Here is a 21,743-nt window from a genome sequence, read left to right as displayed (position 1 = left end):
GCCAGCAGGCCGCCCAGCGCCAGCATGATCAGATATCGCTTCATGTCGATATTCTATCCTGTCTGTTGACCGCGCTGCCATCGCCGCTCAAAGCGGCGAAACGCAAGCCCGGCAAGGCATCGGATGGGGATCAGCGTCGCAGCGATCCGTTTTCCGGAAGGGGCGGATTCGGCCAGCGTCATGAAAATACTGCATATTTCCCGCTTGAAACGGCTTCCGCGCCGGCCATTTGTTCCAGCTTAAGCGCAAGCATTTGCGCGGACGTCAATGGGGACGTCACAATTGTTAACGACTGTATCGCGACGTGGCGGCTTAACATCTGTAAAAAACAAGGCGTCCCAGCCTGCGCCATGCCGCGCTAAGCTGGCAGCCGGAACACTGAAGGAACAGCATATGGAACATAATAAAATCCTGGTCGTCGACGACGACGCCAAGCTGCGCGAACTGCTGACCCGCTACCTGACCCAGCAGGGCTATATCGTGGAAACGCTGCCCGATCCCAAGGATCTGGATCGCAAGCTGGCGCGCAACCGCCCCGACCTGATCGTGCTGGACGTGATGATGCCGGGCGAGGACGGGCTGGCGGTGGTGCGCCGGCTGCGCGCCCAGGGCGAATCGCTGCCGGTGATCATGCTGACCGCCCGCGGCGAGGACATCGACCGCATCCTGGGCCTGGAAATGGGCGCCGACGACTACCTGCCCAAACCCTTCAATCCGCGCGAGTTGACCGCCCGCATCCAGTCGGTGCTGCGCCGCCATCACACCACGCCGGCTCTGGCGGCGCTGCACGACGCCGACGACGTGGTGGAATTCGGCGAGTTCGTGCTCAACCTCGGCCAGCGCGAGCTGCGCCGCGGCGGCCAGCCGGTGTCGCTGACCAGCGCCGAATTCGCGGTGCTGTCGGTGCTGGTCAGCCATCCGCGCCGCCCGCTGACCCGCGAACAGCTGATGGAGCTGGCGCTGGGCAAGGGCAACGGCGAATCGCTGGACCGCAGCATCGACGTGCACATCTCCCGCCTGCGCAAGGCGCTGGAAAACGGCGAGACCGACAGCCAGCTGCGCTACATCCAGACGGTGTGGGGCTATGGCTACGTGTTCGTGCCGGACGGATCGCCCAGGGAGTAGGTCTTGTTACGCAAGCTGTTAGGCTCGTTGTTCTTCCGGCTGGCACTGCTGGTGGTCACCGTGGTGATCACCACCCAGCTGTTCACCATCTGGCTGGCCAACAATGAGCGTCACAAGCTGCTGGAGCGGCAGCTGTACATCCAGGTGCTGGACACGCTGTCCTTTCTCGAAGACTCGATGACCGGCATGGTGGAGGAAGAGCGGCAGGCTTTCCTCGACAACTACAACCGCCCCGGGCTGCCCAGCCTGCTGCCGTTCAACGCCGACCGCGGCCAGCAGTTCAGCGAGGATCTGCCCAAGATCGGCGCGATGCTGGCGCAGCGGCTATCGCATGACCTGAACGAGCCGGTGCAGGCCCATTACGCGCGCCGAGCCGACCACAGCGAACTGTGGGTGCACGTGCACGTGCTGGACCAGCCGTATTGGCTGGTGATCCCCTTCGGCCGCTACCGCGACCGGATGGTCAGCCCGATGCTGCAGGCCTCATTGCTGGCGGCGCTGTTCGCCACGCTGCTGGCGTCCTTGCTGGCTTGGCGCATCACGCGGCCGATCAGCCAGGTGGTGCAGGCCAGCCGCCAGCTGGCCAGCGGCTCGATGCCGCAGGCGATTCCGGAAACCGGCCCGCGCGAGATGCAGCTCTTGGCGCACAACTTCAACGGCATGGCCCAGGCGCTGGACAACGCCGCGCGCGAGCGCCGGCTGATGCTGGCCGGCCTGTCGCACGACCTGCGCACGCCGCTGACCCGGCTGAAGCTGACGCTGGAAATGCAGGAAGCCAGCACCGACCAGCACGACATGCTGTCCGACATCGACGAGCTGTCGCGCATCGTCCGCCAGTTCATCGATTTCGCCCGCGCCGAGGAAACCAGCCGGCTGGAGCCCGTGGCGCTGGCCGATCTGGCCGCCAGCGTGGTGGCGCGCTTCCGCCGCGAGAACATGGACGCGCGGCTGGACATCCGCGACGAGATCGAACTGAAGGCCGACGCGCTGGCGTTGGAGCGGCTGTTGAGCAATCTGCTGGAGAACGCCCGCCGCTACGGCCGCCCGCCGGTGGTCATCCGGCTGGAGAAAGCCGCCGGCGACGCCATGCTCAGCGTGATCGACCACGGCGACGGCATTCCCGCCGCGCTGCGCGAAACCGCGCTGGCGCCGTTCGAGCGGCTGGCCGAGCACCGCGGCACCGACGGCGGCAGCGGCCTCGGCCTCGCCATCGTCTCGCGGGTGGCCAAGCAGCACGGCGGCGCGCTGGAGCTGACCGACGAGGACGGCGCCTTCAAGGTGGCCATCCGCCTGCCGCTGGGCGAGACGCTCAGCGAAAGCGCAGCATCATCCACAAGCCAGCCAGGCTGAGGCCCAGCCCGGCCAGCCTGCCCGGCGACAGGTTCTCGCGGAACAGCCAGTAGCCTATCGGCAGCAGCAAGGCGGTGCTCAGCACATTGGAGCTGAGCGCCGCGTAGCCCAGGTTCCAGCCGGCGCGGTAGGCCAGCAGGAAACCCATCTCGATGCCCAGTATCCCCAGCGCCACGCCCAGGCTGCTCCAGTTCAGCGCCGACATCCCGCGCTGCCCCGCCGGCAGCCACCACATGCCCGCCAGGCACAGCGACATCGCCAGGCCGTAGCTGACCGCCAGCGAAAAGAACGGGTTCACGGCCTGCGGCAGCTGCTTGATCGACAGGTGGTAAACGACTGAGCCCGCCACGGCCAGCAATAGTGCGACGAAAAACATTTCCTTCTCCCGGCAACGGATATCGACTGTCCGATGCTAAACAAGCGCTGGCGTTATCGGTAGACTGCAAAAATCGCCAATCGCTATAAGCAAACCATATGACTGCCGACATCGACACCGCGCTGCTGCGCGCGCTGGCCGCGGTGGCCCGCCATGGCAGCATCAACCGCGCCGCCGCGGAACTGGGCCGCAGCCAGCCCGCGCTGAGCCTGCAATTGCGCAAGCTGGAGTCCCATTGCGGACAAACGCTGCTGCGGCGCTCCACCCGCGGCGTGGCGCTGACGCCGGCCGGACAGACGCTGCTGCCCTACGCCGAGCGCATCGTCAGCCTGGCCGAGCAGATGGTGCCGGCCGCGCCGGCCGCCGCGCCGCGGCTTTGCCGGGTCGGCCTGATAGAAGACGTGGTCAGCCAGCATCTGCCGCGGGTGCTGGCCGACTTCGCCGCCACCCATCCCGGGCTGAAGCTGGAAGCGAAAGTCGCGCCGGGACGCGAGCTGAGCGCCGCCTATCGCCGGGAAGAGCTGGATCTTCTGATCGCCAATCCGCGCCTGTGCGGACTAGCGCAGGCGCCGGCCTGGGCGATGGAGTGCGCGCTGCCGTGGCTGGCGGCCGGCGGCGTCTGCCCCGAGGAGGACGAGCTGCCGCTGGTGCTGTTCGCCGCGCCGTGCAGCTGGCGCGACGCGATGCTGCAGGCGCTGCAATTGGCCGGCCGCCGCCACCGGGTCGTGTTCGAGAGCTCCAGCCTGCTGGCGGTGCAAGCGGCGCTGGAAGCGGGACTGGGCGTCGGCGCGCTGCTGCCGGATGTCGCCAGCGGCAAGCTGCGTCCCTTGCCGCCGGACAGCCTGCCCGCCTTGCCGCCGGTGCCGCTGGCCTTGTACCGGCGCGCTGATCGCGCCGGCGATCCGGACCTGGAAACGCTGAGCCGGCTGTTTTTCCGCGAACTGAGCCGGCTGTCCGCCTAGCGCCGCGCGTTCAGCGCCAATACCCCGGCCAGGATCAAAGCCGCGCCCAGCAGCATCGCGGCGCCGATGGTTTCGCCGAGGAACAGCGCCCCCCACAGCACGCCGAACGCCGGCACCAAGTAAGTGACGCCGCTGGCGCGGGTTGCGCCCAGCCGGTTGATCAGCCGATAAAAAATCAGATACGCCAGCGCGGTGCAAAACACCGCCAACAGCGCCAGGGCGATCCAGGCTTGCGGCGGCGGCGGGCTCGCCGGCCAATCGCGCCACGCCAGCGGCAGCATCAGCAGCGCGCCGCTGGCCAGGCCGCCGCAGGCGGTCACCAGGGGCGGCATGCCGGGCAGCCAGCGCCTGGCCATATGCCCGGCCCAGCCGTAGCTGGCGGTAGCGCCCAGCATCGCCAATACCGGCGCCAGCGAGCGGACCTCGAAACGCGCGCCGTGGCCGGCCAGCAAGGCCAACACCCCGGCCAAGCCCAAAGCCAGGCCCGCCGCCCGCCGCGAAGACAGCCGCTCGCCGGCCAGCGGCCACGCCCACAGCGCGGTCATCAGCGGCGTGGTGGCGTTCAACACCGAGGCCATGCCCGCCGACAACGACAGCTGGGCCCAGGCGATCAGGCTGAACGGAAACGCTGTGAAAAACACGCCGACCACGGCGATGGGCAGCCAGTTGCCGCGCCACAGCGGCCATTGCCCGCGCCACAACAGCAGCGGCAGCAACAGGCAGGCGGCTAGGCCGACCCGCAGCGCGATCAATGGCAGCGGGCCGAAAGCCGGCGCGGCGACGCGCATGAACAGGAAAGAGCCGCCCCACAGCGCCGCCAACAGCGCGAGCAAGGCGAACTCCCGCTTTTGCCCGCTCAAGCCGTCGCCTCTTCGCGGCTGAGCCGCGCGCTCTCCCAGCCTATCAGGTCCAACTTGCGTTCCTCGCCCCAGCGGTAGCCGCCCAGCGCGCCCTCGGCGCGGATCACCCGGTGGCAGGGAATCAGCCAGGCCACCGGATTGGCGCCCACCGCGTTGCCCACCGCGCGCGCCGCGCCCGGCCGCCCCATTTTTTCCGCCAATTGGCCGTAACTGAGCAAGCCGCCGTAGGGAACGGCCAGCAACGCCCGCCATACCTGGATCTGGAAATTGCTGCCCTGCACCCGCAACGCCAGCGGCGAGCCATCCGCCTCGGACAAGGGATCGAACAAGCGGCCGCACAACGCGCGCGCATGGCCAGGGAGATGGCGCAGCGCGGCGCGGGGCCATTGCGCGCGCAGCCAGGCCTCCGCCTCGTCGTCATCCGCCAGAAACTGCAGCGCGCACACGCCGCGCGCAGTCTGCGCCAACAGGACCGGACCGAAGCGACTGGGCTCGACGCTCCAGACGATGTCCAGGCCGGCTCCGCCTTGCTGGTATTCGCCGGGCGTCATCGCCTCCAGCGTGACGAACAGATCGTGCAGCCGGCTGCTGCCGGACAGTCCCAACTCATGGGACAGCGGCAGCAGCGGCGCGCCGGCCGCCAGCCGCGCCTTGGCCGCCTCGCAAGTCAGTTGCTGGATGAAGCGCTTGGGGCTGACGCCGGCCCAGCGGCTGAACAGCCGCTGCAGCCGCGATTCCGACAAACAGAGCGCGGCGGCCACATCGGCCAGCTGCGGCTGCTCGCCGGCATGGGCGACCAGGTAGCGGATGGCGTCGCGGACGCGGGCGTAATCGCGGCCGGCTTCCTCATCGGCGTGCAAAAGGGCGTCCATTTCACTCGCTCCGGTTCAGCCGCAGCGCGTAGCAGCCATGTGCGGGAAAGCGCAGCATCGCGAACGCGATCTCTGGCCGCGCCTCCCAGCGCGCCAGCGTCGCCTCAGCCTCGCGCGTCGGCAGCAAGGCGGCTTCCAGCAGGGTTTGTTCGCCGTCGTAGGCCCGCAACGCCACGCTTTCGCCGAGATAAGCGCCTTCGCCGGCGCGGCTCAGCAGCGATGACAACCCCGGCAAGGGCTCCTGCTGCGGCTCCGCGGCCAGGAAAACCGGACCGTATTCGCGGTAGGGCCCAATCTGGCGGAAGGGGCTGTAGCCCGCCAGAATCAGCGTTTCGCCCGCACGAGCGCGGCGCAGCGCGTCGCGGAACGGTTCGCCGCCGGCGGCCGGCCGCCGCCGCACCGGCTGGCCGAGGGCGTCGACGCCTTCGCGCCGCGCCCGTTCGACGAAAACCGGGTCCAGGGTTTCCAGTTGCCAGGCCATGCCGCTCTCCTTCGTATCATTGCGATGTCCGAAGTCTATGGCGGCGCGCGCCCGGCGGCGACCCGATTCTTGCCGTCCGCGCAAAGCGTCAGCCGGCGTGCAGCAGCGAGTACTGGATTTCCGACAGCGCCTGCGGCACGCGGATGAAGGACAGCGGCTGTCCCAGCAAACGCGCCATGTGCGAGGTGGAGAACAAGCCACACAGCTCGTGGTGGCCGTTGGACGGATTCACTTCCACCACCAGCGCGTGCTGGCGGCCCAAATGCTGCATGGTGGCGACCAGCTGGCCGACATTAGCTATGGCCACGTCGGCCAGGCTCAACGCGTCCAGCCGCCCGCGCGGCGTCATCACGTCGGATACCTGGATATCGGCGTAGTGCTTGCCGTGTTCCTTCATGCATTGAATGGGCCGCTCGCCCAGCAGGTCGACGGCGGTGACCAGGCCTAGCAGGCTGCCGTCGTCGTCATGGACGAATAGCAGGCGGATGCCGTGGCTGACCATGCGCTGATGGGCTTCGCGCAGATCGGCGTCGGCGCGTATGCCTATCGGATTGACCAGCTTCAGGTCGGTCATCACGCTCAACGCCGGACTATCCACGCCTATCGGCGGATGGGGCCGCTGGTCCAGTCTCACCAGGTCGGTGGTGCGCGGCAGAGTCAGAGTGGGCAAGGGAGAAAAATCTTTAGCCATGACGGCTCCTCGCAGGGCGACTCGAAAAGGCGAAAACGGGCCGGCCCGCCCAGTGCGGTCGACCCTGTTTTCAACTTAGCGGAACTTTGCGTTTACTATTGGCCTCATTAGTATGTTTGTTCTACTTTTGTAAAAATCTATGAAGCATAACGCCACCCACCAAACCCATGCCGTAAGATTTCGCCAACGGACGCTGGCCTGGATGCTGCCCGCCGCGCTGCTGATGGCCGGCCAGGCCCGCGCCGAAGCCTGGTCCTATCCCGGCTGGCAAGACGGCGCCGAGACCCGCGTCAAGGCGCAGGCGCTGCTGCAGACGCTGAACGCCACCCTGCTGAGCAATCCCAGCGCCACCCGCACGCTGCAGCAATGGTGCGGCGAGCACAAACTGGCCGCCGAGGCCCGCATCCGCGCGCTGCGCGACACCGCCACCCGCAAGCCGGCCGACGCCGAGATCCGCCGCCAGTTGAAGGTGGGCGCCGACGAAGCCATCGGCTACCGCCGGGTGCAGCTGGCCTGCGGCGACCGCGTGCTGTCCGAAGCCGACAACTGGTACGTGCCGGCGCGGCTCACCGCCGAGATGAACCGCCTGCTGGACACCACCGACACGCCGTTCGGGGCCGCGGTCAAGGCGCTGGACTTCACCCGCCGCACCGAAAGCGCGAAGCTGTTGTGGTCGCCGCTGCCGCAAGGCTGGGAAACCCGCCCGCTGCCGGCCGCCGACGCCAAGCGCGGCCTGGACATCCCGGAACAAGTGCTGCAGCACCGCGCCGTGCTGTACAAGGACGGCAATACCCCGTTCAGCCTGGTGGTGGAAACCTATCGCCGCGACCTGTTCGCCTTCCCCCTGAACCCGCGCGAAGGCAGCCGATGAAAGCCCCAACCATCGCTGCCGCCTGCCTGGCGGCGCTGCTGCTGAGCCCGGCCGCCCAGGCCGACCGGCTGGATGACATCCTCGCTCGCGGCGAGCTGCGCGTAGGCACCACCGGCGACTATCTGCCGTTCACTCGGCTGGACTCCGCCAGCGGCCAATACCGCGGCCTGGACATAGACATGGCCGCGGATTTGGCGCGTTCGCTGGGCGTGAAGCTGCAACTGGTGGCCACCAGTTGGCCGACGCTGATGCGCGACCAGCGCGACGGCAAGTTCGACATCGCGATGAGCGGCATCTCCATCAGCCTGGAGCGGCAGAAACAGGCGCTGTATTCCGCCGCCTACCTGAACGACGGCAAGACGCCGATCGCCCGCTGCGACAATGCGGCCCGCTTCCAGACCCTGGAACAGCTGAACCGCAAGCAAACGCGGCTGGTGGTCAATCCGGGCGGCACCAACGAGCGCTTCGCCCGCCAACGCCTGCCGGATGCCGATTTGACGGTTTTCCCCGACAATAACCGCATTTTCCAGCAGATCATCGACGGCAAGGCCGATGCGATGGTCACCGACGCGGTGGAAACCCGTTACCAGCAGAAGCTGCATCCGGAATTGTGCGCCATCCATCCGGACAAGCCGTTCGATTTCTCGCAGAAAGCCTACCTGCTGCCCAACGACTGGCGCTGGAAAGCCTGGGTCGATCAATGGCTGAGCCAGCGGATGCAGGACGGCGGCTTCGCCAGGCTGTCCGCCACATGGCTGGGACAATGACGCCAGCCATGAAAAAAACCGCCCGGCAGGGCGGTTTTTCATTTTTAGGCCGCGCGGCCCGGAAAAGGCTTTGAACGGCCGTCAGGAAGACAGCGCCTGGCGGATCAGCGCCAACATCCGTTCGCTGGCGCCGCGGTGGGCGTCGCGAAAGCGCGCCGCGCCCTGGCGCATCGCCTCGCCGGCGGCCGGATCGTCCATCAGCGACAAGGCCGTCGACACCAGCTCGGCCGCGTCGCCCACCTGGCGGCCCGCGCCGGCGGCCAGCGAATCTGCGGCGGCCTGCTGGAAATTGAACACCGACGGGCCGAACAGCGCCGGTACGCCCATCTGGGCCGGCTCGATCAGATTGTGGCAGCCGTAAGGCAGCAGGCTGCCGCCGATGAAGGCGACGTCGCACGCTCCCAGGTAGCCGAACATCTCGCCCATGCTGTCGCCCAACCATACCCGGGCATCGGCGGCGATGGCGGCGCCGTCGCTGCGGCGCTGTGGCTTCAGGCCGCGCTCGGCGGCCAATCTTTCCACCTCGTCCCATCGTTCCGGATGGCGGGGAACCATCACCAACAGCGCGTCGCCGACCGCGTCGCCGGCGGCCATCCAGGCGTCCAGGATCAGCGCTTCCTCGCCGTCGCGGGTGCTCGCGCACAGCAGCGTCGGCCGCCCGCCGACCCGCGCGCGGAAGTCGGCGGCCAGATGACGTTGCGCTTCCGGCACCTCGATATCATATTTGCTGCTGCCGCAGACTGAAACATTCCGCGCGCCCAACTTCGTCAAACGCTCGCCATCTTCCACCGTCTGCGCGGCAACAGCGGTCAATTTCGCCAAAGCCGGCGAAATCAGGCCGGCGATCTTGCGATAGCCGTTCAGCGATTTTTCCGACAATCTGGCATTGGCCAGCAGCAAAGGCACCCGCTGCGCCGCCGCCGCGTGGATCAGATTGGGCCAGATCTCGGTTTCCATCAGCACGCCGCAACGCGGCCGGTAGGCGCGCAGAAAATCGGCGGCGGCCTGTGGATAATCGTAGGGCAGGTAGCGGATCTCGGCGTCCGGGTACAACTGCTCGGCGGTGGCGCGGCCGGTCGGCGTCATCTGGGTCAGCAACAGCGGCGCGTCCGGCCATTCGCGGCGTAGCGCGGCCACCAGCGGCTGCGCTGCACGCGTCTCGCCTACCGACACCGCGTGGATCCAGATCGCGCCCATCGCCTTGGGCGACAGCGCCTGGCCGAAACGCTCGTCCCAGTGCTCCAGGTAAGCCGGCGCCTTGCGCGCCCGCTTCCTCAGATAGCGCCGCACCAGCGGCGTCAGCGCGCGCCACAGGCCGTTGTACAGCGCCAGCTGCCAGCTCATGTCCAATCCCGCCGCGATTGCAGCGCCGCCAGCACCTCATCCACAGTGGGACACTGGCCGATATTGCCCAGATTGGTCGCCCACGGCGTTTCCACCACCCCGGTCTGCTGCGGATCGGTATCGGTGTAGATGGCGGCCACCGGCACGTTCAGCGCGTTGGCCAGGTGCACCAGGCCGGTGTCCACGCCTATCACCGCGCTGGCGTGGCCCAGCAGCCCGGCGGCTTCGCCCAGGCTCATCTTGGGTGCCACCACCGCGGCCGGCAGCTGCGCGGCCAGGCGTTCGGCGCGCGCCTTTTCCTTGTCGCTGCCCCAGGGCAGCACCGTCACCATGTCGTGATGGGCCGACAGCGCGGTTCCCAACGCCACCCAACGCGCTTCCGGCCATTCCTTGGAGGCGCGGCTGGTCGCGTGCAGCAGCACCGCGTAGCGGCCGCTGAGCATCCAGCTGGGCCGCTCGCCGGGCCGGACGCCGAACAACGGCTGGCCTTCCGGCGCGTAGCCGAAGCTAAGGCCGAATAGCAGCCGGTTGCGCGCGATCGCCGCCAGCTTGCGCGAAACCTTGTGCTTCTTGTCGTAGAACAGGCTGGCCAAGGCCTCGCGCGCGCTGCTCCAGTCCAGCCCGGCCAACGGCGCGCGCGCCCAGCGGGCGGGAATCGCGCTCTTGAGCAAGCCCTGGCTGTCCAGCACCAGGTCGAAGCGCGCGTCGCGCAGCTTTTGCTTCAAAGCCTTCAGTTCGCGCCAGGCGGCAGGCTGCCACAAGCGCCGGCGCCAACTGCGCCAGCTCAGCGTCAGCACCTCGTCCACCTGCGGGTGCAAGCGGGCGATGTCGGCGAAGCTTTCCTCGGTCAGCCAGCTCAAGCGGATATTCGGGTAATGCGTTTTCAGCTCGGTGATGGCCGGCCAAGTGTGGATAAGGTCGCCCATCGACGAGGTGCGCACAATCAGCACATTCATCATGGCGCGCATTGTACCCGAGCGGGGCTGTGGTTAACCACGTAAAATCCCTCGTGACGGGATGTGGATAAGAGGCTGTGAATAAGTCCGGCCGGATTTATCCACAATCTGCCCTGCCATTGCCCTATACAATAATCCCATGCCTATCAACAGGGCAAACCTATGAAGCAAAGGCATTTTTAGCAATTGTCCACAGCAAAGTGCCACCTTCAGCAGTTTCATCATTTTATAGTTGCGTTAATGAAAAACCGCTGAGGTAGGCCAACTTGAATGCAAAAAAAGTCGTGCACAAGCCAGTCTGCAAAACTGGATCAACAACTGTGGACAACCATGAGTCTGCAGAAACCGCTAAAGTTATCCACAACTGCTCACCCGATTGCGAGCACGGCTGACAACAGCTTTTGGATAGAATCAATGTATTGAAAATAAACGGATAAATGTACTTATCCACAAGAAGAAGCAACCTTCTACCAGTTTCATCACTTTATAAATGGGAATACATGAAAAGATGCGAGTAGCTGTCAGCGCGGTGCTAATCACCAAGAATGCAGGCAAACAATTGGAACAATGTCTGCAGAAATTGAGCTTTGTGGACGAGATCGTGGTTGTGGATTCCGGCAGCAGCGATAGCACATTGGCAATAGCCTCCGCCTATCAGGCTAAAGTTATCCACCAGGAATGGCTGGGATTCGGTCCGCAGAAGCAATTCGCGGTCAGCCAAGCCAGCCACAACTGGGTGCTGTGCCTGGATGCGGACGAATACCTGTCCGAAGAATTGTCCTTGTCTATCAATAAGATGCTGGAAAATCCACAGGCCGCCGCCTATCGTTTCCCGCGCTGCAACCGTTTCATGGGACGTTTCCTGAAACACGGCGAGGGTTATCCGGACTGGTCGCTGCGCTTGTTCGATCGCCGCCGCGCGCGCTGGTCCGATGACGCGGTGCACGAGTACGTGATCTGCGACGGTCCTGTGGAAAAGCTGGATGGCGACTTGATGCACGAGTCCGGCGAGGACATCGCGCTCTATTTATCCAAGCAGAACAGCTATACCTCGCTGCAGGCGGAACAGCTGTACAAGCGCGGCAAGAAGGTGGGCGCCGGCAAGCTGCTGTTCAGCCCGTTGCTGCGCTTCTTCAAGTTCTATTTTGTCCGCCGCGGCTTCCTGGATGGTTTGCCGGGCCTGGTGCACATTTCGATCGGCTGCTTCAACAGCTATATCAAGTACGCGAAGCTGATCGAACTCCGCCGGCTGAACAAGAACGGCTGACAAGCTTCTGAACGACGGGCGGCTGGCGCGGGCTGGTTCGCCGCGCGAAATGACATTTGGTTTGCCTGCCGGATTCCCTTAGGATGGGGTTTTGCTTCGGAACCGACCACATGAACCCCATTCTCATCCGCACCATGACGGAAGCCGATATCGGCGCGGTGGCGCGCCTGTGCGGCGACCTCGACTATCCGACCACGCCCGAGCAGCTGGCGTCCCGCTACGCCACGGCGCGGGACGCCATCAACAACGAGATTTGGGTAGCGGAACGGGAGGGCGAGGTGGTCGGCTGGATCCACGGCCATGGCGGCCATCTGCTGCAAGCGGACAGCTATGTCGAAATCGGCGGCATCGTCGTCGATCCTGGCTGCCGCGGCCTGGGCATAGGCCGGCTGCTGCTGGAAGCTTGTGAAAGGTGGGCGCATGAACGCGGCTATCCGCGCATCCGGCTGCGCTCCGGCATCCACCGCACCTGGGCCCACGCCTTCTACCACCGCATCGGCTACCAGCAGAAAAGCACCGGTATCACCTTCGCGCTCGATCTGCCGCGGCGGGATTGAGCGCGGCAGACCCATCCGCACGCTTCGAGACCACATCCATGCCTATCCGCTTTCCCGCGCCGCTCCAGCCCGGCGACGCTATCGCCGTCACCGCTTTTTCCTCCGGGGTCCATCCGCAGCTGCACGGCCGGCTGGACGACGCGCTGAACGAGCTGCGCGCGCGCGGCTACCGTGTGGAGGAGGGCGAATGCTTGCGCGACGAGAAACACGACGCCAGCGCGCCCGCCGCGGCGCGGTTGGCCGAATTGCGGCGTTTCCTGTTCGACCCCGGCATCCGCGCCATCCTGCCGCCCTGGGGCGGCGAGCGGGCGATCGAGCTGCTGCCGGGCCTGGATTTCGCCGCGCTGGCCGAGCTGCCGCCGAAGTGGGTGGCCGGCTTCTCCGACGTGTCCACGCTGATGGCGCCGCTGACGCTGCGCGCCGGCTGGGCGACGCTGCACGGCCCCAACTTGATGGATCTGCCCTTGAAGGATCGGGCATTCGGCAACGAGGCGCTGCTGGCGGCGCTGGAAACCGGCCTGCCGCCGGCGCAGGCGCAGCATGGCCGCTACTGGCGCTGGGACGAGCCGGGCCGGCAGTTCGCCAACCGGGTGCGGCTGCTGGGCGGCGGGAGCGGGAAAATGGAGGGCAGATTGATCGGCGGCTGCCTGGACGTGCTGGCGCCGCTGCAGGGCACGCCGTATTTCGATTTGGACGCGTTCAAGGCGGAGCCGGCCATCTTGTATCTGGAAAACTGCGAACTCGGGCCCTGTGGCGTTTTAAGGGCCCTGGCGGGCCTGCGGCTGTCCGGCGCGCTGGATGGCCTCGCCGGGCTGGTATTGGGCCGCAGCAGCGGCCCTGACGCGGCCGACGGCGATGCTTTGAGCTATGAGGGGGCGTTGCGCGCAGCGTTGGACGGTTTGCCGTATCCGGTGGCGGTGGATGCCGACATCGGCCACGTGCCGCCGCAATGGAGCCTGCTCAACGGCGCCTGGGCGACGCTGGAGGTGTTCGGGGAGGGGGAGGCCAGGCTGGAGCAGCGCGCGGCGCGCTGAGGACGTTTACAGCGCCATCCGGTAGAACACCACGCGCTCGGTTTCCTCGAAGCCCAGGCCCAGGTGCGCTTGCTGCGAGACCAGATTGTCGAGGCCGGTGTCGGAGGCCAGCTCGGCGCAGCCGCGGCGGATGGCCCAATCCTTGGCCGCAGCCAGCAGCAGGGCCGCCATGCCGGCGCGCCTATGCTCCGGCGCCACGTACAGGCCTTCGACGAAGGCCACCGGCGAGCTGGAGGCGCCGTTGACGTAATCGACGCGCAGCGCGAGCTCGATCAGGCCGACGGCGTCTCCGTGGCCGTCGAGCGCGATAAAGGCGGCGCAGCGGCGGACATCGGCGCTCTGGGCGTCGATTTCCTCCTGGTGTCTATCTAGCGGGCAGTGCGGCCACAGCGCGGCGCGCAGGGCCTGCCAGGCGTTGGGACGGGAGGCGGCGGGGACGACGTTCATATCGACTCGAACTCCGGCTGCGGCAGGTGATGGCGCTGCACCAGGATCTTATCCACCCGGGTGCGGTCCATGTCCACCACCTCGAAGCTGAAGCCGTTCCATTCGAAGCGGTCGGTGACGCTGGGCACGCGGCCCAGCTGGTGCAGGATCACCCCGGCCAGGGTGTGGATGTTGCCGCCGGCCTCGCCGGGCAATTGAGCCTCCAGCTCGAAGAACTCGCGGAAATGCTCCAGCGACACCATGCCGTCCACCAGCCAGCTGCCATCCTCTCTCTGCACGATCTCGTCGCTTTCGCCGCCAATGGCTGGAAGGTCGCCGACGATGGCTTCCATCACGTTGTTGATCGACACCAAGCCCTCCAGCTCGCCGTATTCGTCCACCACTAGCGCGCTGTGGCTGCGAGCCTGCTTGAACTGCTCCAGCAATTGCATCAGCGAGCAGGTGGACGGCACGTACAACGGCGGCGACAGCTCGGCGGCGAAGTCCAGCGGCTCGCCGCGCAGCAGGCGGTCCAGCAGGGTCTTGGCGTTGAGCACGCCTATCACCTGGTCGGTGTCGCCGCGGCAGACCGGAAAATGGCTGAATGGATAGGCCAGCAACAGCTCGCGATTGCGTTCCGGTCCGTCTTCCAGGTCCAGGATCACCACGTCCTTGCGCGGCGTCATCACCGCCGACGCCTTGCGGTTGTCCAGGCGGAAGATGTTTTCCACCAGTTCCTGCTCGGCGCGGTCGAACACGCCTTCGTCGGCGCCCTGTTCCATCAGCGTGCGGATCTCGTCTTCGGTGATCGACGGCTCGTCGCTCTTCTTGGCTCCCAAGAGGCGCAGCAGGCCGTCGGTGACGCGGCTGAACACCTGCACCAGCGGCGCGCTCGCGCGCGACAGCAGCAGCATCGGCCGCGCCAGCGCCATCGCCACCCGTTCCGGGTTCAACAGCGCCAGCCGCTTGGGCACCAGCTCGCCCAGGATCAGCGACAGCGTGGTGATGAACAGCACCATCAGCGCCACCGACAGCGGTTTGCTGTACGGCGCCAGCAGCGGCACGTCCAGCAGCGCGCTGCGGAGATGCTCGGACAGCGCCGCTTCGCCGTAGACGCCGGACAGGATGCTGATCGAGGTGATGCCGATCTGGATGGTGGATAGGAAGCGGGTGGGTTCGGAAGCCAGCGCCAGCGCGGCGCGGGCACCCTTATGGCCGTCTTCGGCCTTTTGCTGCAGCCGGACTTTGCGCGAGGAGACGATGGCGATTTCGGCCATCGCGAACACGGCGTTCAACAGGATCAGGCCCAGCAGCAGCAGGATTTCCACGATGAGAGCAGGGGAGTGGAGGAGCTACTAGCTTAGGGCAAGCGGCCCGCCGCGCAAAGCGGCGCGGCGGAGCCGTTGTCAGAACAGGGCGTTCTGCGCGGGAGCCGCTTCCCATCGCACCGGCTGGCGGCCGCAGGCGATCAGCCAAGCGTTGACCTGAGAAAAGTGGCGGCAGCCGTGGAAGCCGCGGCTGGCGGACAAAGGCGACGGGTGGGCGGCGGTCAGCACCAGGTGGCGGCCGGCGTCGATGCGCTCGGCCTTGGTCTGCGCCCAATTGCCCCACAGCAGGAACACGCAGCCGGGGTTGTCGCGGTTGACGGCGTCGATCAGCGCGTCGCTGACCGTCTGCCAGCCGAACTTGCCGTGGCTGCCGGCCTTGTCCCGTTCGACGGTGAGAACGCTGTTGAGCAGCAGCACGCCCTGTTGCGCCCAGTGGCTGAGATCGCCGCAGGCGGGCATGCCGTGGCCGAGGTCGGCCGCCAGCTCCTTGTAGATGTTGCGCAAGCTGGGCGGCACGCGCATGCCGGCCGGCACCGAGAACGACAGGCCCATCGCCTCGCCGTCGCCGTGGTAGGGGTCCTGGCCCAGGATCACCACCTTGACGTCGGCCGGCGCGGCGAAGGTCAGCGCGTTGAATACCTGGGGCGGGGGCGGAAACAGCGTCTTGCCGTCGCCTTGCTGCAGGACTAGCTGGCGGTCGATTTCGGCCAGACGGGCGGCGATGGCGGGCTGGCCCAGCACCTTTTCCCAGGCGGGGTGGACGCGGGCGAGGGCGGGAGCGAGGTAGGTCAGAGAAGACATATCGGGTTCTTTGCTATGGATCGCCAGGCGGTTAACGTGGCTTGGAAAGATGGCTGCGCGATTCGTTCCAAAACAAAACACCGCCCGGGGGCGGTGTTTGCAGGGCGCGTCGCGTCAGAGGGGCGACGAACCGTCCAGTCCAGCATCAATACCGGGCGACGGCCGGGTCCACCTGGGTCGACCAGGCGTCGATGCCGCCCTGCAGATTGATCACGTTCTCGAAGCCGGCGTTCAGCAGGAACAGCGCCACCTGGGCGCTGCGCATGCCGTGGTGGCAGATGGCGACGATGGGCGCATCGTCCGGCAGCTCGCTCATCCGGATCGGGATCAGATTCATCGGGATGTGCACGCTGCCTTCGATGCGCGCCAGCTGGTATTCCCAGCCTTCGCGCACGTCCAGCAGCACCGGGCGCGCGGCCTGCGGGTCGGCTAGCTGCGCCGCCAGCGCCGGAGCGGTGATTTCGCGCAGCATGATCAGAAGCTGAAACGGGCGGGTTCAACCGCCTCGAATTTCTTCAGCCGCTCGACACAGGTCTCGAACAGCGCGGTTTCGCGGAAGCTGGTGTCGGTTTCGCGCTCGATCAGCTTGCAAGCCATCACCGGCAGATCGCCGGCCACCAGGATCAGGCGGCCGCCGACGGCCAGCTGGTCCTTCAGTTCTTGCGGCACCACCGGCAGCGAGCCGCCGACGACGATCACGTCGTAAGGCGCTTGCTCGGCCAGGCCCAGCACGCCGTCGCCCTCGACCAGGGTGGCGTTGGCGATGCCGGCTTTCTTCAGGTTGGCGGCCGCGCGTTCCTTCTGCGCCGGATCGATTTCCACGCTCACCACCTGCTTGCCCATCTTGGCCAGCAGCGCGGTCAGGTAGCCGCTGCCGGTGCCGATTTCCAGGATCTTGTCGCTAGGCTGGATGGCGGCGTCCTGCACTAGGCGCGCTTCCATCTTGGGCTGCAGCATCTTGCTGCCGTTGGGCAGCGGCAGTTCGGTGTCGACAAAGGCCAGCTGGCGCTGATTGTCGGCGACGAAGTCCTCGCGTTTCACGTGAAACAGCAGATCCAGCACATTGGTATCCAGAACATCCCATGGGCGAATCTGCTGTTCGACCATGTTGAAACGGGTTTTTTCGAAATCCATCAACTTAAACTCCGGAGGGCTGGGAGTCCGCTCCGCCCATGGAGGACAGCGTCGGCGGCAAGGACTCGAGTCATGACGATAACTTGCGATTATCCCATATTTGCCTTACCTTCACACGGCATCGCTAGGGGTCCTGCGCCTGGCGTTCGGCGCAGATGGCTAGCAAAGTGTAGGCCATGGCGCCGGATGATGGAGCGCGGGTGAGAAATACCCTTGGAACCTGACCCGGATAATACCGGCGTAGGGAAGCGTCACCTGCCATATAGGCCCATTCGGGCCCGCAGCCGGCCATGCCGGACCGCTCCTTGCGCCGCTTCATCGCTTTTGGAGAAGCCCGCCCGATGAACGCGCCCGTGAACAAGCAGATGGTGGTGGACGCCGCCGCCATCCAGCCTTTGCCCAACTCCCGCAAGATCCACGTCGAGGGCAGCCGCCCGGATATTCAAGTGCCGATGCGCGAGATCCGCCAGGCCGACACGCCGACCCAGTTCGGTGGCGAAAAGAATCCGCCCATCTTCGTCTACGACACCAGCGGTCCGTACAGCGATCCGGCCGCGCAGATCGACATCCAGAGCGGCCTCGCGCCCTTGCGCGCCGCCTGGATCGCCGAGCGCGGCGATTGCGAGCAGCTTGCCGGCCTGTCCAGCGAATACGGCCGCGCCCGAGAGGCCGATCCCAAGCTCGCCGAGCTGCGCTTCAACCTGCAGCGCAAGCCACGCCGCGCCAAGGCCGGCCGCAACGTCAGCCAGATGCACTACGCGCGCCGGGGCATCGTCACGCCGGAGATGGAGTTCGTCGCCATCCGCGAGAACCTGAACCGCCGCGCCTATGTGGAATCGCTGAAGGCCGCCGGCAACCAGCGCCTGCAGGACCTGATGACGCGCCAGCACAAGGGCCACAGCTTCGGCGCCAATCTGCCGGAGGAGATCACCCCGGAATTCGTGCGCCAGGAAGTGGCCGCAGGCCGCGCCATCATCCCGGCCAACATCAACCACCCGGAATCCGAGCCCATGATCATCGGCCGCAACTTCCTGGTGAAGATCAACGGCAATATCGGCAATAGCGCTGTAACGTCGTCGATTAGCGAGGAAGTGGACAAGATGACTTGGGGCACGCGCTGGGGCGCGGACACCATCATGGACCTGTCCACCGGCAAGAACATCCACGAAACGCGCGAGTGGATTTTGCGCAACAGTCCGGTGCCGATCGGCACCGTGCCCATCTACCAGGCGCTGGAAAAGGTGAATGGCAAGGCCGAGGACCTGAGCTGGGAAATCTTCAAGGACACGCTGATCGAGCAGGCCGAGCAGGGCGTCGACTACTTCACCATCCACGCCGGCGTGCGCCTGGCCTACGTGCCGATGACCGCCGGACGGATGACCGGCATCGTGTCGCGCGGCGGCTCCATCATGGCCAAGTGGTGTCTGGCGCATCACCGCGAGAATTTCCTCTACACCCACTTTGAAGATATCTGCGAAATCATGAAGGCCTACGACGTGGCCTTCAGCCTGGGCGACGGCCTGCGTCCGGGCAGCGCCTGGGACGCCAACGACGAAGCGCAGCTGTCGGAGCTGAAAACGCTGGGCGAGCTGACCGAGATCGCCTGGAGGCACGAGGTGCAGGTGATGATAGAAGGCCCGGGACACGTGCCGATGCAGCTGATCAAGGAGAATATGGACAAGGAGCTGGAATGGTGCCGCGAAGCGCCGTTCTACACGCTGGGGCCGCTGACCACCGACATCGCGCCCGGCTACGACCACATCACCTCGGCCATCGGCGCCGCGCAGATCGGCTGGTACGGCACCGCGATGCTGTGCTACGTGACGCAGAAGGAACATCTGGGCCTGCCGAACAAGAACGACGTCAAGGAAGGCATCATCACCTACAAGCTGGCGGCGCACGCGGCGGATCTGGCCAAGGGCCATCCCGGCGCGCAGATCCGCGACAACGCGCTGTCCAAGGCGCGCTTCGAATTCCGCTGGGAAGACCAGTTCAATTTGGGGTTGGACCCCGACAAGGCGCGCGATTTTCACGACGAGACGCTGCCGAAAGACAGCGCCAAGGTCGCGCACTTCTGCTCGATGTGCGGTCCGCACTTCTGCAGCATGAAGATCACCCAGGACGTGCGCGAATACGCGGCTAGCCAGGGCATAGGCGAGCAGGACGCGCTGCAGCAGGGCATGCGGGAAAAGTCGATCGAATTCGTCAAAGGCGGCGGCAAGCTATATGACAAAGTCTGATTGATGGGTGTGTTTTGGTATTTTTTGCGATTTTAAAGGCATAAAATGTCTGCGGGCCGGCTAATTAGCCGGCCCGTTTTTCATTTGGATCGCCCATACATGCTGAAATCGTTTTTTTCCGTCGCGGAGACCGGCGGCGCTACCGTGGCCACCCGTCTGTCGAATCCGCGCCTGAAATCCGGCGAAACGCTGCGCGGAGAGGTGAGGGTCTGCGGTGGAGCGGTCGACCAGCGCATCGCCAAAATAGAACTGCTGCTGCTGGCTGAAGCCGCAGGCGAGCGGGGCGGGGAAACCCTGCTGCTGGCCAGCCTGCCGGTCAGCGGCCCGTGCCGGATTCCGGCCGGCTGCGAATGGCGCTTGCCGTTTCTGCTGCCGTTGCCGGAGGCGACGCCGGTCAATTGCCACCCGGCCCTGGGAGGCGAGCCGCTGGTGTGGGTCCATACCGATCTGGCCTTGGACCAGGCGCGGGACGCCGGCGACAGCGACCGGCTGCAGGTGCTGCCGCCGCCGCGCATGGACGCCTTGTTGCAGGCGTTTTCCCGGCTGGGCTGGGAGTTGGCGGGCGCTGGGGTGGAAGCCGGCATCGCCTATGTCGGCGGCGTCGCCGGCTCGCTGGGCTGCTATCAGGAATTGGAGCTGAGGCCGCGCGATGCCGGCTGGAACTGGCGCGAGATCCGGCTGACCCTGGTTCCCGACAGCCATGGAGTTGTCCATGTATGGATAGAAATCGCCGGCGATGGCCGCGACTATTGCCTGAGCCTGAGAATGGAGCCGGGTTGGGAGGCGGTGGACTGGACGGCGGAGATTCGCGCCAGGCTGGGCTTGTAAGCGCGGAAAACCGGCCGATGGGGCTGATTAGGCGTTCGCCGTGGGACAGAGGCGGCGGAGGCGGTCTAGCATGAGGAGGTGGAGCCACCTTAGGGAGTCGATGATGGACACCAGCAATCATTTGTTGCCCGGACTGTTTCGCCAGCTGGGCTTGCCGGACGAGCCCGCCGACATCCGGGCCTTCATCTCCAGCCACCCGCTGCCGCCGCGCGTCGCCTTGGCCGAGGCGCCGTTCTGGACGCCGGCCCAGGCCGCTTTCTTGCGCCAGGCTTTGGAGTGCGACGCCGAGTGGAGCGAGGCGGCAGATGAGCTGTCGGTATTGCTGCAGCAGGGCGAAGCCTAGGGCTTGTGGATAAATCTGAGAACGAGAGGGGACTGTGGATAAGCCGCCTCTCGTCGCCCTACCTGATCCGCTGCGGCTATTCGGCGGCGACGTAGACCCAGGCGCGCTCGCCGTTGTCGAGCCGGGCCTCGATGCGGCGGTAATCGGCCGCCTCGTAGCGGTCGGCCTGCGCCAGTTCCGCGTCGCTGATGTCGAACACCGCGCCGGGCACCCGGTTTGCCGCTTGTCCGCTATAGCGGACGATGGGGTGGACATTCTTGCCGCTGGCGGCCACCACGGCGGGATCGACAATGGACAGCCAGTCGAGGCGGTAGCCGGGCAATGCGGCGGTGCGGCCGGCGAGCAGGTGGCCGAAGGCGGCCAATTGCACCGCGTCCTGCCGCAGCGTGCCGTAGGAAAACAGTTTAGGCATATCAAGCTCCCGTTGTTTATCGAGTGAAGTGGCCATCCTCCAGCAGCAGGTCTTCGAAGAATGCGCCGTAGGGTTCGGATGGGTGGCGGATGTGGATTTCGAGCACCCATAGCAGCTCGCTCGGCGCGTGGTCGAAGTCGGCCAGCGCGCCCTTGTGGATGGCCGCGTGGGGAAAATCCGCCAGCCGGTGGCCGGACAGGTCCAGATTCAGTTCCCAGCCGCGGCGGCGCGCGCAGTCTTCGGCGTAGTGGTACAGCTCGCGCCCGCTGCTGCGCTCTTCCAGCCATTTTGCCCGCACTTCATGAAAGATCGCGCGGGCATCGGCGGCGCAGCGCGCTCGTTCCGGATCGGCGCCGGTGACGAAGGTGTCGCCGCCGTCGCCTTCCCATTGCTTCCATACCGGGCCGATGTCGACGAAGAAGATGTCGTCGTCGCCCAGCCGGGTATCCGGTTCCGACGCCGCGCCGAAGGTTTTCAGCGTGTTGCGGCCGAAGCGCACATAGACGTCGTGCCAGCCGCGCAACATGCCGGCTTCGGCCAGCACGTCGCGTGCCATTTCCACCGCGTCCTCTTCCAGCATGCCGGGGCTAACGTTGGCGGCGATGTCGCGGACCGCTTTCAGCGTGCGGCGGCGCACGTCCAGCATCGCATCGCGGTCGAAGGCGGCGCCGACGGCTTCTTGCTGCAGACAGGTTTGTTCCATGCTTGTGTTCCTTGT

General features: G+C 66.1%; 25 protein-coding genes and 1 pseudogene. 12 read left to right on the top strand and 14 right to left on the bottom strand.

Annotated features, from left to right (window positions below; all coding sequences use genetic code 11):
- The 3 genes from LQR33_RS14015 to LQR33_RS14005 all read left to right on the top strand — a co-directional run.
- A partial coding sequence (locus LQR33_RS14015; RefSeq protein ID WP_231469431.1) for a hypothetical protein occupies positions 1-362 on the top strand: 362 nt, incomplete at its 5' end.
- A 31-nt stretch (positions 363-393) separates the two neighbouring features.
- Entirely contained in the window at positions 394-1,125 is a 732-nt protein-coding gene (gene ompR, locus LQR33_RS14010; protein ID WP_021474929.1) for an osmolarity response regulator transcription factor OmpR, read from the top strand.
- Positions 1,126-1,128: 3 nt separating this feature from the next.
- Positions 1,129-2,475, top strand: coding sequence for an ATP-binding protein (locus LQR33_RS14005; RefSeq protein ID WP_166438722.1), 1,347 nt, complete (start codon positions 1,129-1,131; stop codon positions 2,473-2,475).
- Here LQR33_RS14005 and LQR33_RS14000 read toward each other — a convergent pair.
- Entirely contained in the window at positions 2,435-2,851 is a 417-nt protein-coding gene (locus LQR33_RS14000; RefSeq protein ID WP_221667345.1) for a hypothetical protein, read from the bottom strand. The genes LQR33_RS14005 and LQR33_RS14000 overlap by 41 nt on opposite strands.
- Before the next feature lie 98 nt (positions 2,852-2,949).
- On the opposite strand from LQR33_RS14000, the gene LQR33_RS13995 reads away from it, so the two are divergent.
- Positions 2,950-3,813: a LysR family transcriptional regulator gene (locus LQR33_RS13995; protein WP_231469429.1), complete on the top strand. Its 864-nt coding sequence runs from the start codon at positions 2,950-2,952 to the stop codon at positions 3,811-3,813.
- Here the strand turns inward: LQR33_RS13995 and LQR33_RS13990 are convergent.
- The 4 genes from LQR33_RS13990 to LQR33_RS13975 all read right to left on the bottom strand — a co-directional run bounded on the left by LQR33_RS13990 (position 3,810) and on the right by LQR33_RS13975 (position 6,717).
- Positions 3,810-4,673, bottom strand: a complete 864-nt coding sequence (locus LQR33_RS13990) for a DMT family transporter (protein ID WP_231469426.1) — start codon at positions 4,671-4,673, stop codon at positions 3,810-3,812. The genes LQR33_RS13995 and LQR33_RS13990 overlap by 4 nt on opposite strands.
- On the bottom strand, positions 4,670-5,545 hold the full coding sequence (locus tag LQR33_RS13985; protein ID WP_231469423.1) for a methylated-DNA--[protein]-cysteine S-methyltransferase: 876 nt from the start codon (positions 5,543-5,545) through the stop codon (positions 4,670-4,672). The genes LQR33_RS13990 and LQR33_RS13985 overlap by 4 nt, the downstream gene beginning before the upstream one ends.
- 1 nt (position 5,546) lies before the next feature.
- On the bottom strand, positions 5,547-6,026 hold the full coding sequence (locus LQR33_RS13980) for a DUF1203 domain-containing protein (protein WP_231469421.1): 480 nt from the start codon (positions 6,024-6,026) through the stop codon (positions 5,547-5,549).
- 88 nt (positions 6,027-6,114) lie between these two features.
- Positions 6,115-6,717 carry a CBS domain-containing protein gene (locus LQR33_RS13975; protein ID WP_021474936.1) on the bottom strand — a complete coding sequence of 201 codons (603 nt, stop codon included), beginning with the start codon at positions 6,715-6,717 and terminating at the stop codon, positions 6,115-6,117.
- 139 nt (positions 6,718-6,856) lie between these two features.
- On the opposite strand from LQR33_RS13975, the gene LQR33_RS13970 reads away from it, so the two are divergent.
- Both LQR33_RS13970 and LQR33_RS13965 read left to right on the top strand, forming a co-directional pair.
- Positions 6,857-7,588: a chorismate--pyruvate lyase family protein gene (locus LQR33_RS13970; protein WP_231469418.1), complete on the top strand. Its 732-nt coding sequence runs from the start codon at positions 6,857-6,859 to the stop codon at positions 7,586-7,588.
- Positions 7,585-8,355, top strand: coding sequence for a transporter substrate-binding domain-containing protein (locus LQR33_RS13965; protein ID WP_269212186.1), 771 nt, complete (start codon positions 7,585-7,587; stop codon positions 8,353-8,355). The genes LQR33_RS13970 and LQR33_RS13965 overlap by 4 nt, the downstream gene beginning before the upstream one ends.
- 81 nt (positions 8,356-8,436) lie before the next feature.
- On the opposite strand, the gene waaA is transcribed toward LQR33_RS13965, so the two are convergent.
- Positions 8,437-9,699 (bottom strand): lipid IV(A) 3-deoxy-D-manno-octulosonic acid transferase, encoded by a 1,263-nt coding sequence (gene waaA / locus LQR33_RS13960; RefSeq protein WP_231469416.1) that lies wholly within the window; start codon positions 9,697-9,699, stop codon positions 8,437-8,439.
- Positions 9,696-10,655, bottom strand: a complete 960-nt coding sequence (gene waaC / locus LQR33_RS13955) for a lipopolysaccharide heptosyltransferase I (RefSeq protein ID WP_231469433.1) — start codon at positions 10,653-10,655, stop codon at positions 9,696-9,698. The genes waaA and waaC overlap by 4 nt, the downstream gene beginning before the upstream one ends.
- 508 nt (positions 10,656-11,163) lie before the next feature.
- Here waaC and LQR33_RS13950 point away from each other — a divergent pair.
- From LQR33_RS13950 to LQR33_RS13940, 3 genes are all read left to right on the top strand, one after another.
- The gene (locus LQR33_RS13950; RefSeq protein ID WP_231469414.1) at positions 11,164-11,922 is read left to right on the top strand and encodes a glycosyltransferase family 2 protein; all 759 of its coding nucleotides are present in this window, start codon (positions 11,164-11,166) and stop codon (positions 11,920-11,922) included.
- Between the two features lie 110 nt (positions 11,923-12,032).
- Positions 12,033-12,479 (top strand): GNAT family N-acetyltransferase, encoded by a 447-nt coding sequence (locus tag LQR33_RS13945; protein ID WP_231469412.1) that lies wholly within the window; start codon positions 12,033-12,035, stop codon positions 12,477-12,479.
- A 38-nt stretch (positions 12,480-12,517) separates the two neighbouring features.
- Positions 12,518-13,513, top strand: a complete 996-nt coding sequence (locus tag LQR33_RS13940) for a S66 family peptidase (RefSeq protein WP_231469410.1) — start codon at positions 12,518-12,520, stop codon at positions 13,511-13,513.
- 6 nt (positions 13,514-13,519) lie between these two features.
- On the opposite strand, the gene aac(6') is transcribed toward LQR33_RS13940, so the two are convergent.
- From aac(6') to LQR33_RS13915, 5 genes are all read right to left on the bottom strand, one after another.
- Positions 13,520-13,960, bottom strand: coding sequence for an aminoglycoside 6'-N-acetyltransferase (gene aac(6') / locus LQR33_RS13935; RefSeq protein WP_221667336.1), 441 nt, complete (start codon positions 13,958-13,960; stop codon positions 13,520-13,522).
- A complete protein-coding gene (locus LQR33_RS13930; protein ID WP_221667335.1) occupies positions 13,957-15,267 on the bottom strand; it encodes a hemolysin family protein in 1,311 nt (436 codons plus the stop codon). Before LQR33_RS13930 ends, aac(6') begins: the two co-directional genes overlap by 4 nt.
- A 78-nt stretch (positions 15,268-15,345) precedes the next feature.
- Entirely contained in the window at positions 15,346-16,068 is a 723-nt protein-coding gene (locus LQR33_RS13925) for a uracil-DNA glycosylase (protein ID WP_231469408.1), read from the bottom strand.
- Between the two features lie 145 nt (positions 16,069-16,213).
- Positions 16,214-16,540 (bottom strand): rhodanese-like domain-containing protein, encoded by a 327-nt coding sequence (locus LQR33_RS13920; protein WP_166438707.1) that lies wholly within the window; start codon positions 16,538-16,540, stop codon positions 16,214-16,216.
- Positions 16,541-16,542: 2 nt separating this feature from the next.
- Positions 16,543-17,202 carry a protein-L-isoaspartate O-methyltransferase family protein gene (locus tag LQR33_RS13915; RefSeq protein ID WP_104945754.1) on the bottom strand — a complete coding sequence of 220 codons (660 nt, stop codon included), beginning with the start codon at positions 17,200-17,202 and terminating at the stop codon, positions 16,543-16,545.
- Between the two features lie 422 nt (positions 17,203-17,624).
- Here LQR33_RS13915 and thiC point away from each other — a divergent pair.
- From thiC to LQR33_RS13900, 3 genes and pseudogenes are all read left to right on the top strand, one after another.
- Positions 17,625-19,442: pseudogene (gene thiC, locus LQR33_RS13910) on the top strand (phosphomethylpyrimidine synthase ThiC); the annotation flags it as partial.
- A gap of 99 nt (positions 19,443-19,541) precedes the next feature.
- Positions 19,542-20,270 (top strand): sporulation protein, encoded by a 729-nt coding sequence (locus LQR33_RS13905; RefSeq protein ID WP_231469406.1) that lies wholly within the window; start codon positions 19,542-19,544, stop codon positions 20,268-20,270.
- Positions 20,271-20,373: 103 nt separating this feature from the next.
- On the top strand, positions 20,374-20,613 hold the full coding sequence (locus tag LQR33_RS13900; RefSeq protein WP_166438704.1) for a DUF2789 domain-containing protein: 240 nt from the start codon (positions 20,374-20,376) through the stop codon (positions 20,611-20,613).
- A gap of 76 nt (positions 20,614-20,689) precedes the next feature.
- On the opposite strand, the gene LQR33_RS13895 is transcribed toward LQR33_RS13900, so the two are convergent.
- Both LQR33_RS13895 and LQR33_RS13890 read right to left on the bottom strand, forming a co-directional pair.
- The gene (locus LQR33_RS13895; RefSeq protein ID WP_231469404.1) at positions 20,690-21,025 is read right to left on the bottom strand and encodes a gamma-glutamylcyclotransferase family protein; all 336 of its coding nucleotides are present in this window, start codon (positions 21,023-21,025) and stop codon (positions 20,690-20,692) included.
- Between the two features lie 16 nt (positions 21,026-21,041).
- On the bottom strand, positions 21,042-21,728 hold the full coding sequence (locus tag LQR33_RS13890) for a M24 family metallopeptidase (RefSeq protein WP_166438702.1): 687 nt from the start codon (positions 21,726-21,728) through the stop codon (positions 21,042-21,044).
- Between the last annotated feature and the right edge of the window lie 15 nt (positions 21,729-21,743).

Origin of the sequence: Chromobacterium piscinae (assembly GCF_021129175.1) — a bacterium.
GTDB lineage: Bacteria > Pseudomonadota > Gammaproteobacteria > Burkholderiales > Chromobacteriaceae > Chromobacterium > Chromobacterium piscinae.
The sequence above is the reverse complement of the archived record's forward strand: the minus strand, read 5'-3'. Positions and strand labels throughout refer to the sequence as shown.

What these genes read in the sequence shown, in the direction of transcription:
- ompR (WP_021474929.1), top strand. Translation starts at nt 394, where the DNA reads ATGGAACATAATAAAATCCTGGTCGTCGACGACGACGCCAAGCTGCGC.
- LQR33_RS14000 (WP_221667345.1), bottom strand. Translation starts at nt 2,851, where the DNA reads ATGTTTTTCGTCGCACTATTGCTGGCCGTGGCGGGCTCAGTCGTTTAC.
- LQR33_RS13995 (WP_231469429.1), top strand. Translation starts at nt 2,950, where the DNA reads ATGACTGCCGACATCGACACCGCGCTGCTGCGCGCGCTGGCCGCGGTG.
- LQR33_RS13985 (WP_231469423.1), bottom strand. Translation starts at nt 5,545, where the DNA reads ATGGACGCCCTTTTGCACGCCGATGAGGAAGCCGGCCGCGATTACGCC.
- LQR33_RS13980 (WP_231469421.1), bottom strand. Translation starts at nt 6,026, where the DNA reads ATGGCCTGGCAACTGGAAACCCTGGACCCGGTTTTCGTCGAACGGGCG.
- LQR33_RS13975 (WP_021474936.1), bottom strand. Translation starts at nt 6,717, where the DNA reads ATGGCTAAAGATTTTTCTCCCTTGCCCACTCTGACTCTGCCGCGCACC.
- LQR33_RS13970 (WP_231469418.1), top strand. Translation starts at nt 6,857, where the DNA reads ATGAAGCATAACGCCACCCACCAAACCCATGCCGTAAGATTTCGCCAA.
- LQR33_RS13965 (WP_269212186.1), top strand. Translation starts at nt 7,585, where the DNA reads ATGAAAGCCCCAACCATCGCTGCCGCCTGCCTGGCGGCGCTGCTGCTG.
- waaA (WP_231469416.1), bottom strand. Translation starts at nt 9,699, where the DNA reads ATGAGCTGGCAGCTGGCGCTGTACAACGGCCTGTGGCGCGCGCTGACG.
- waaC (WP_231469433.1), bottom strand. Translation starts at nt 10,655, where the DNA reads ATGAATGTGCTGATTGTGCGCACCTCGTCGATGGGCGACCTTATCCAC.
- LQR33_RS13950 (WP_231469414.1), top strand. Translation starts at nt 11,164, where the DNA reads ATGCGAGTAGCTGTCAGCGCGGTGCTAATCACCAAGAATGCAGGCAAA.
- LQR33_RS13945 (WP_231469412.1), top strand. Translation starts at nt 12,033, where the DNA reads ATGAACCCCATTCTCATCCGCACCATGACGGAAGCCGATATCGGCGCG.
- LQR33_RS13940 (WP_231469410.1), top strand. Translation starts at nt 12,518, where the DNA reads ATGCCTATCCGCTTTCCCGCGCCGCTCCAGCCCGGCGACGCTATCGCC.
- LQR33_RS13925 (WP_231469408.1), bottom strand. Translation starts at nt 16,068, where the DNA reads ATGTCTTCTCTGACCTACCTCGCTCCCGCCCTCGCCCGCGTCCACCCC.
- LQR33_RS13920 (WP_166438707.1), bottom strand. Translation starts at nt 16,540, where the DNA reads ATGCTGCGCGAAATCACCGCTCCGGCGCTGGCGGCGCAGCTAGCCGAC.
- LQR33_RS13915 (WP_104945754.1), bottom strand. Translation starts at nt 17,202, where the DNA reads ATGGATTTCGAAAAAACCCGTTTCAACATGGTCGAACAGCAGATTCGC.
- LQR33_RS13905 (WP_231469406.1), top strand. Translation starts at nt 19,542, where the DNA reads ATGCTGAAATCGTTTTTTTCCGTCGCGGAGACCGGCGGCGCTACCGTG.
- LQR33_RS13900 (WP_166438704.1), top strand. Translation starts at nt 20,374, where the DNA reads ATGGACACCAGCAATCATTTGTTGCCCGGACTGTTTCGCCAGCTGGGC.
- LQR33_RS13895 (WP_231469404.1), bottom strand. Translation starts at nt 21,025, where the DNA reads ATGCCTAAACTGTTTTCCTACGGCACGCTGCGGCAGGACGCGGTGCAA.
- LQR33_RS13890 (WP_166438702.1), bottom strand. Translation starts at nt 21,728, where the DNA reads ATGGAACAAACCTGTCTGCAGCAAGAAGCCGTCGGCGCCGCCTTCGAC.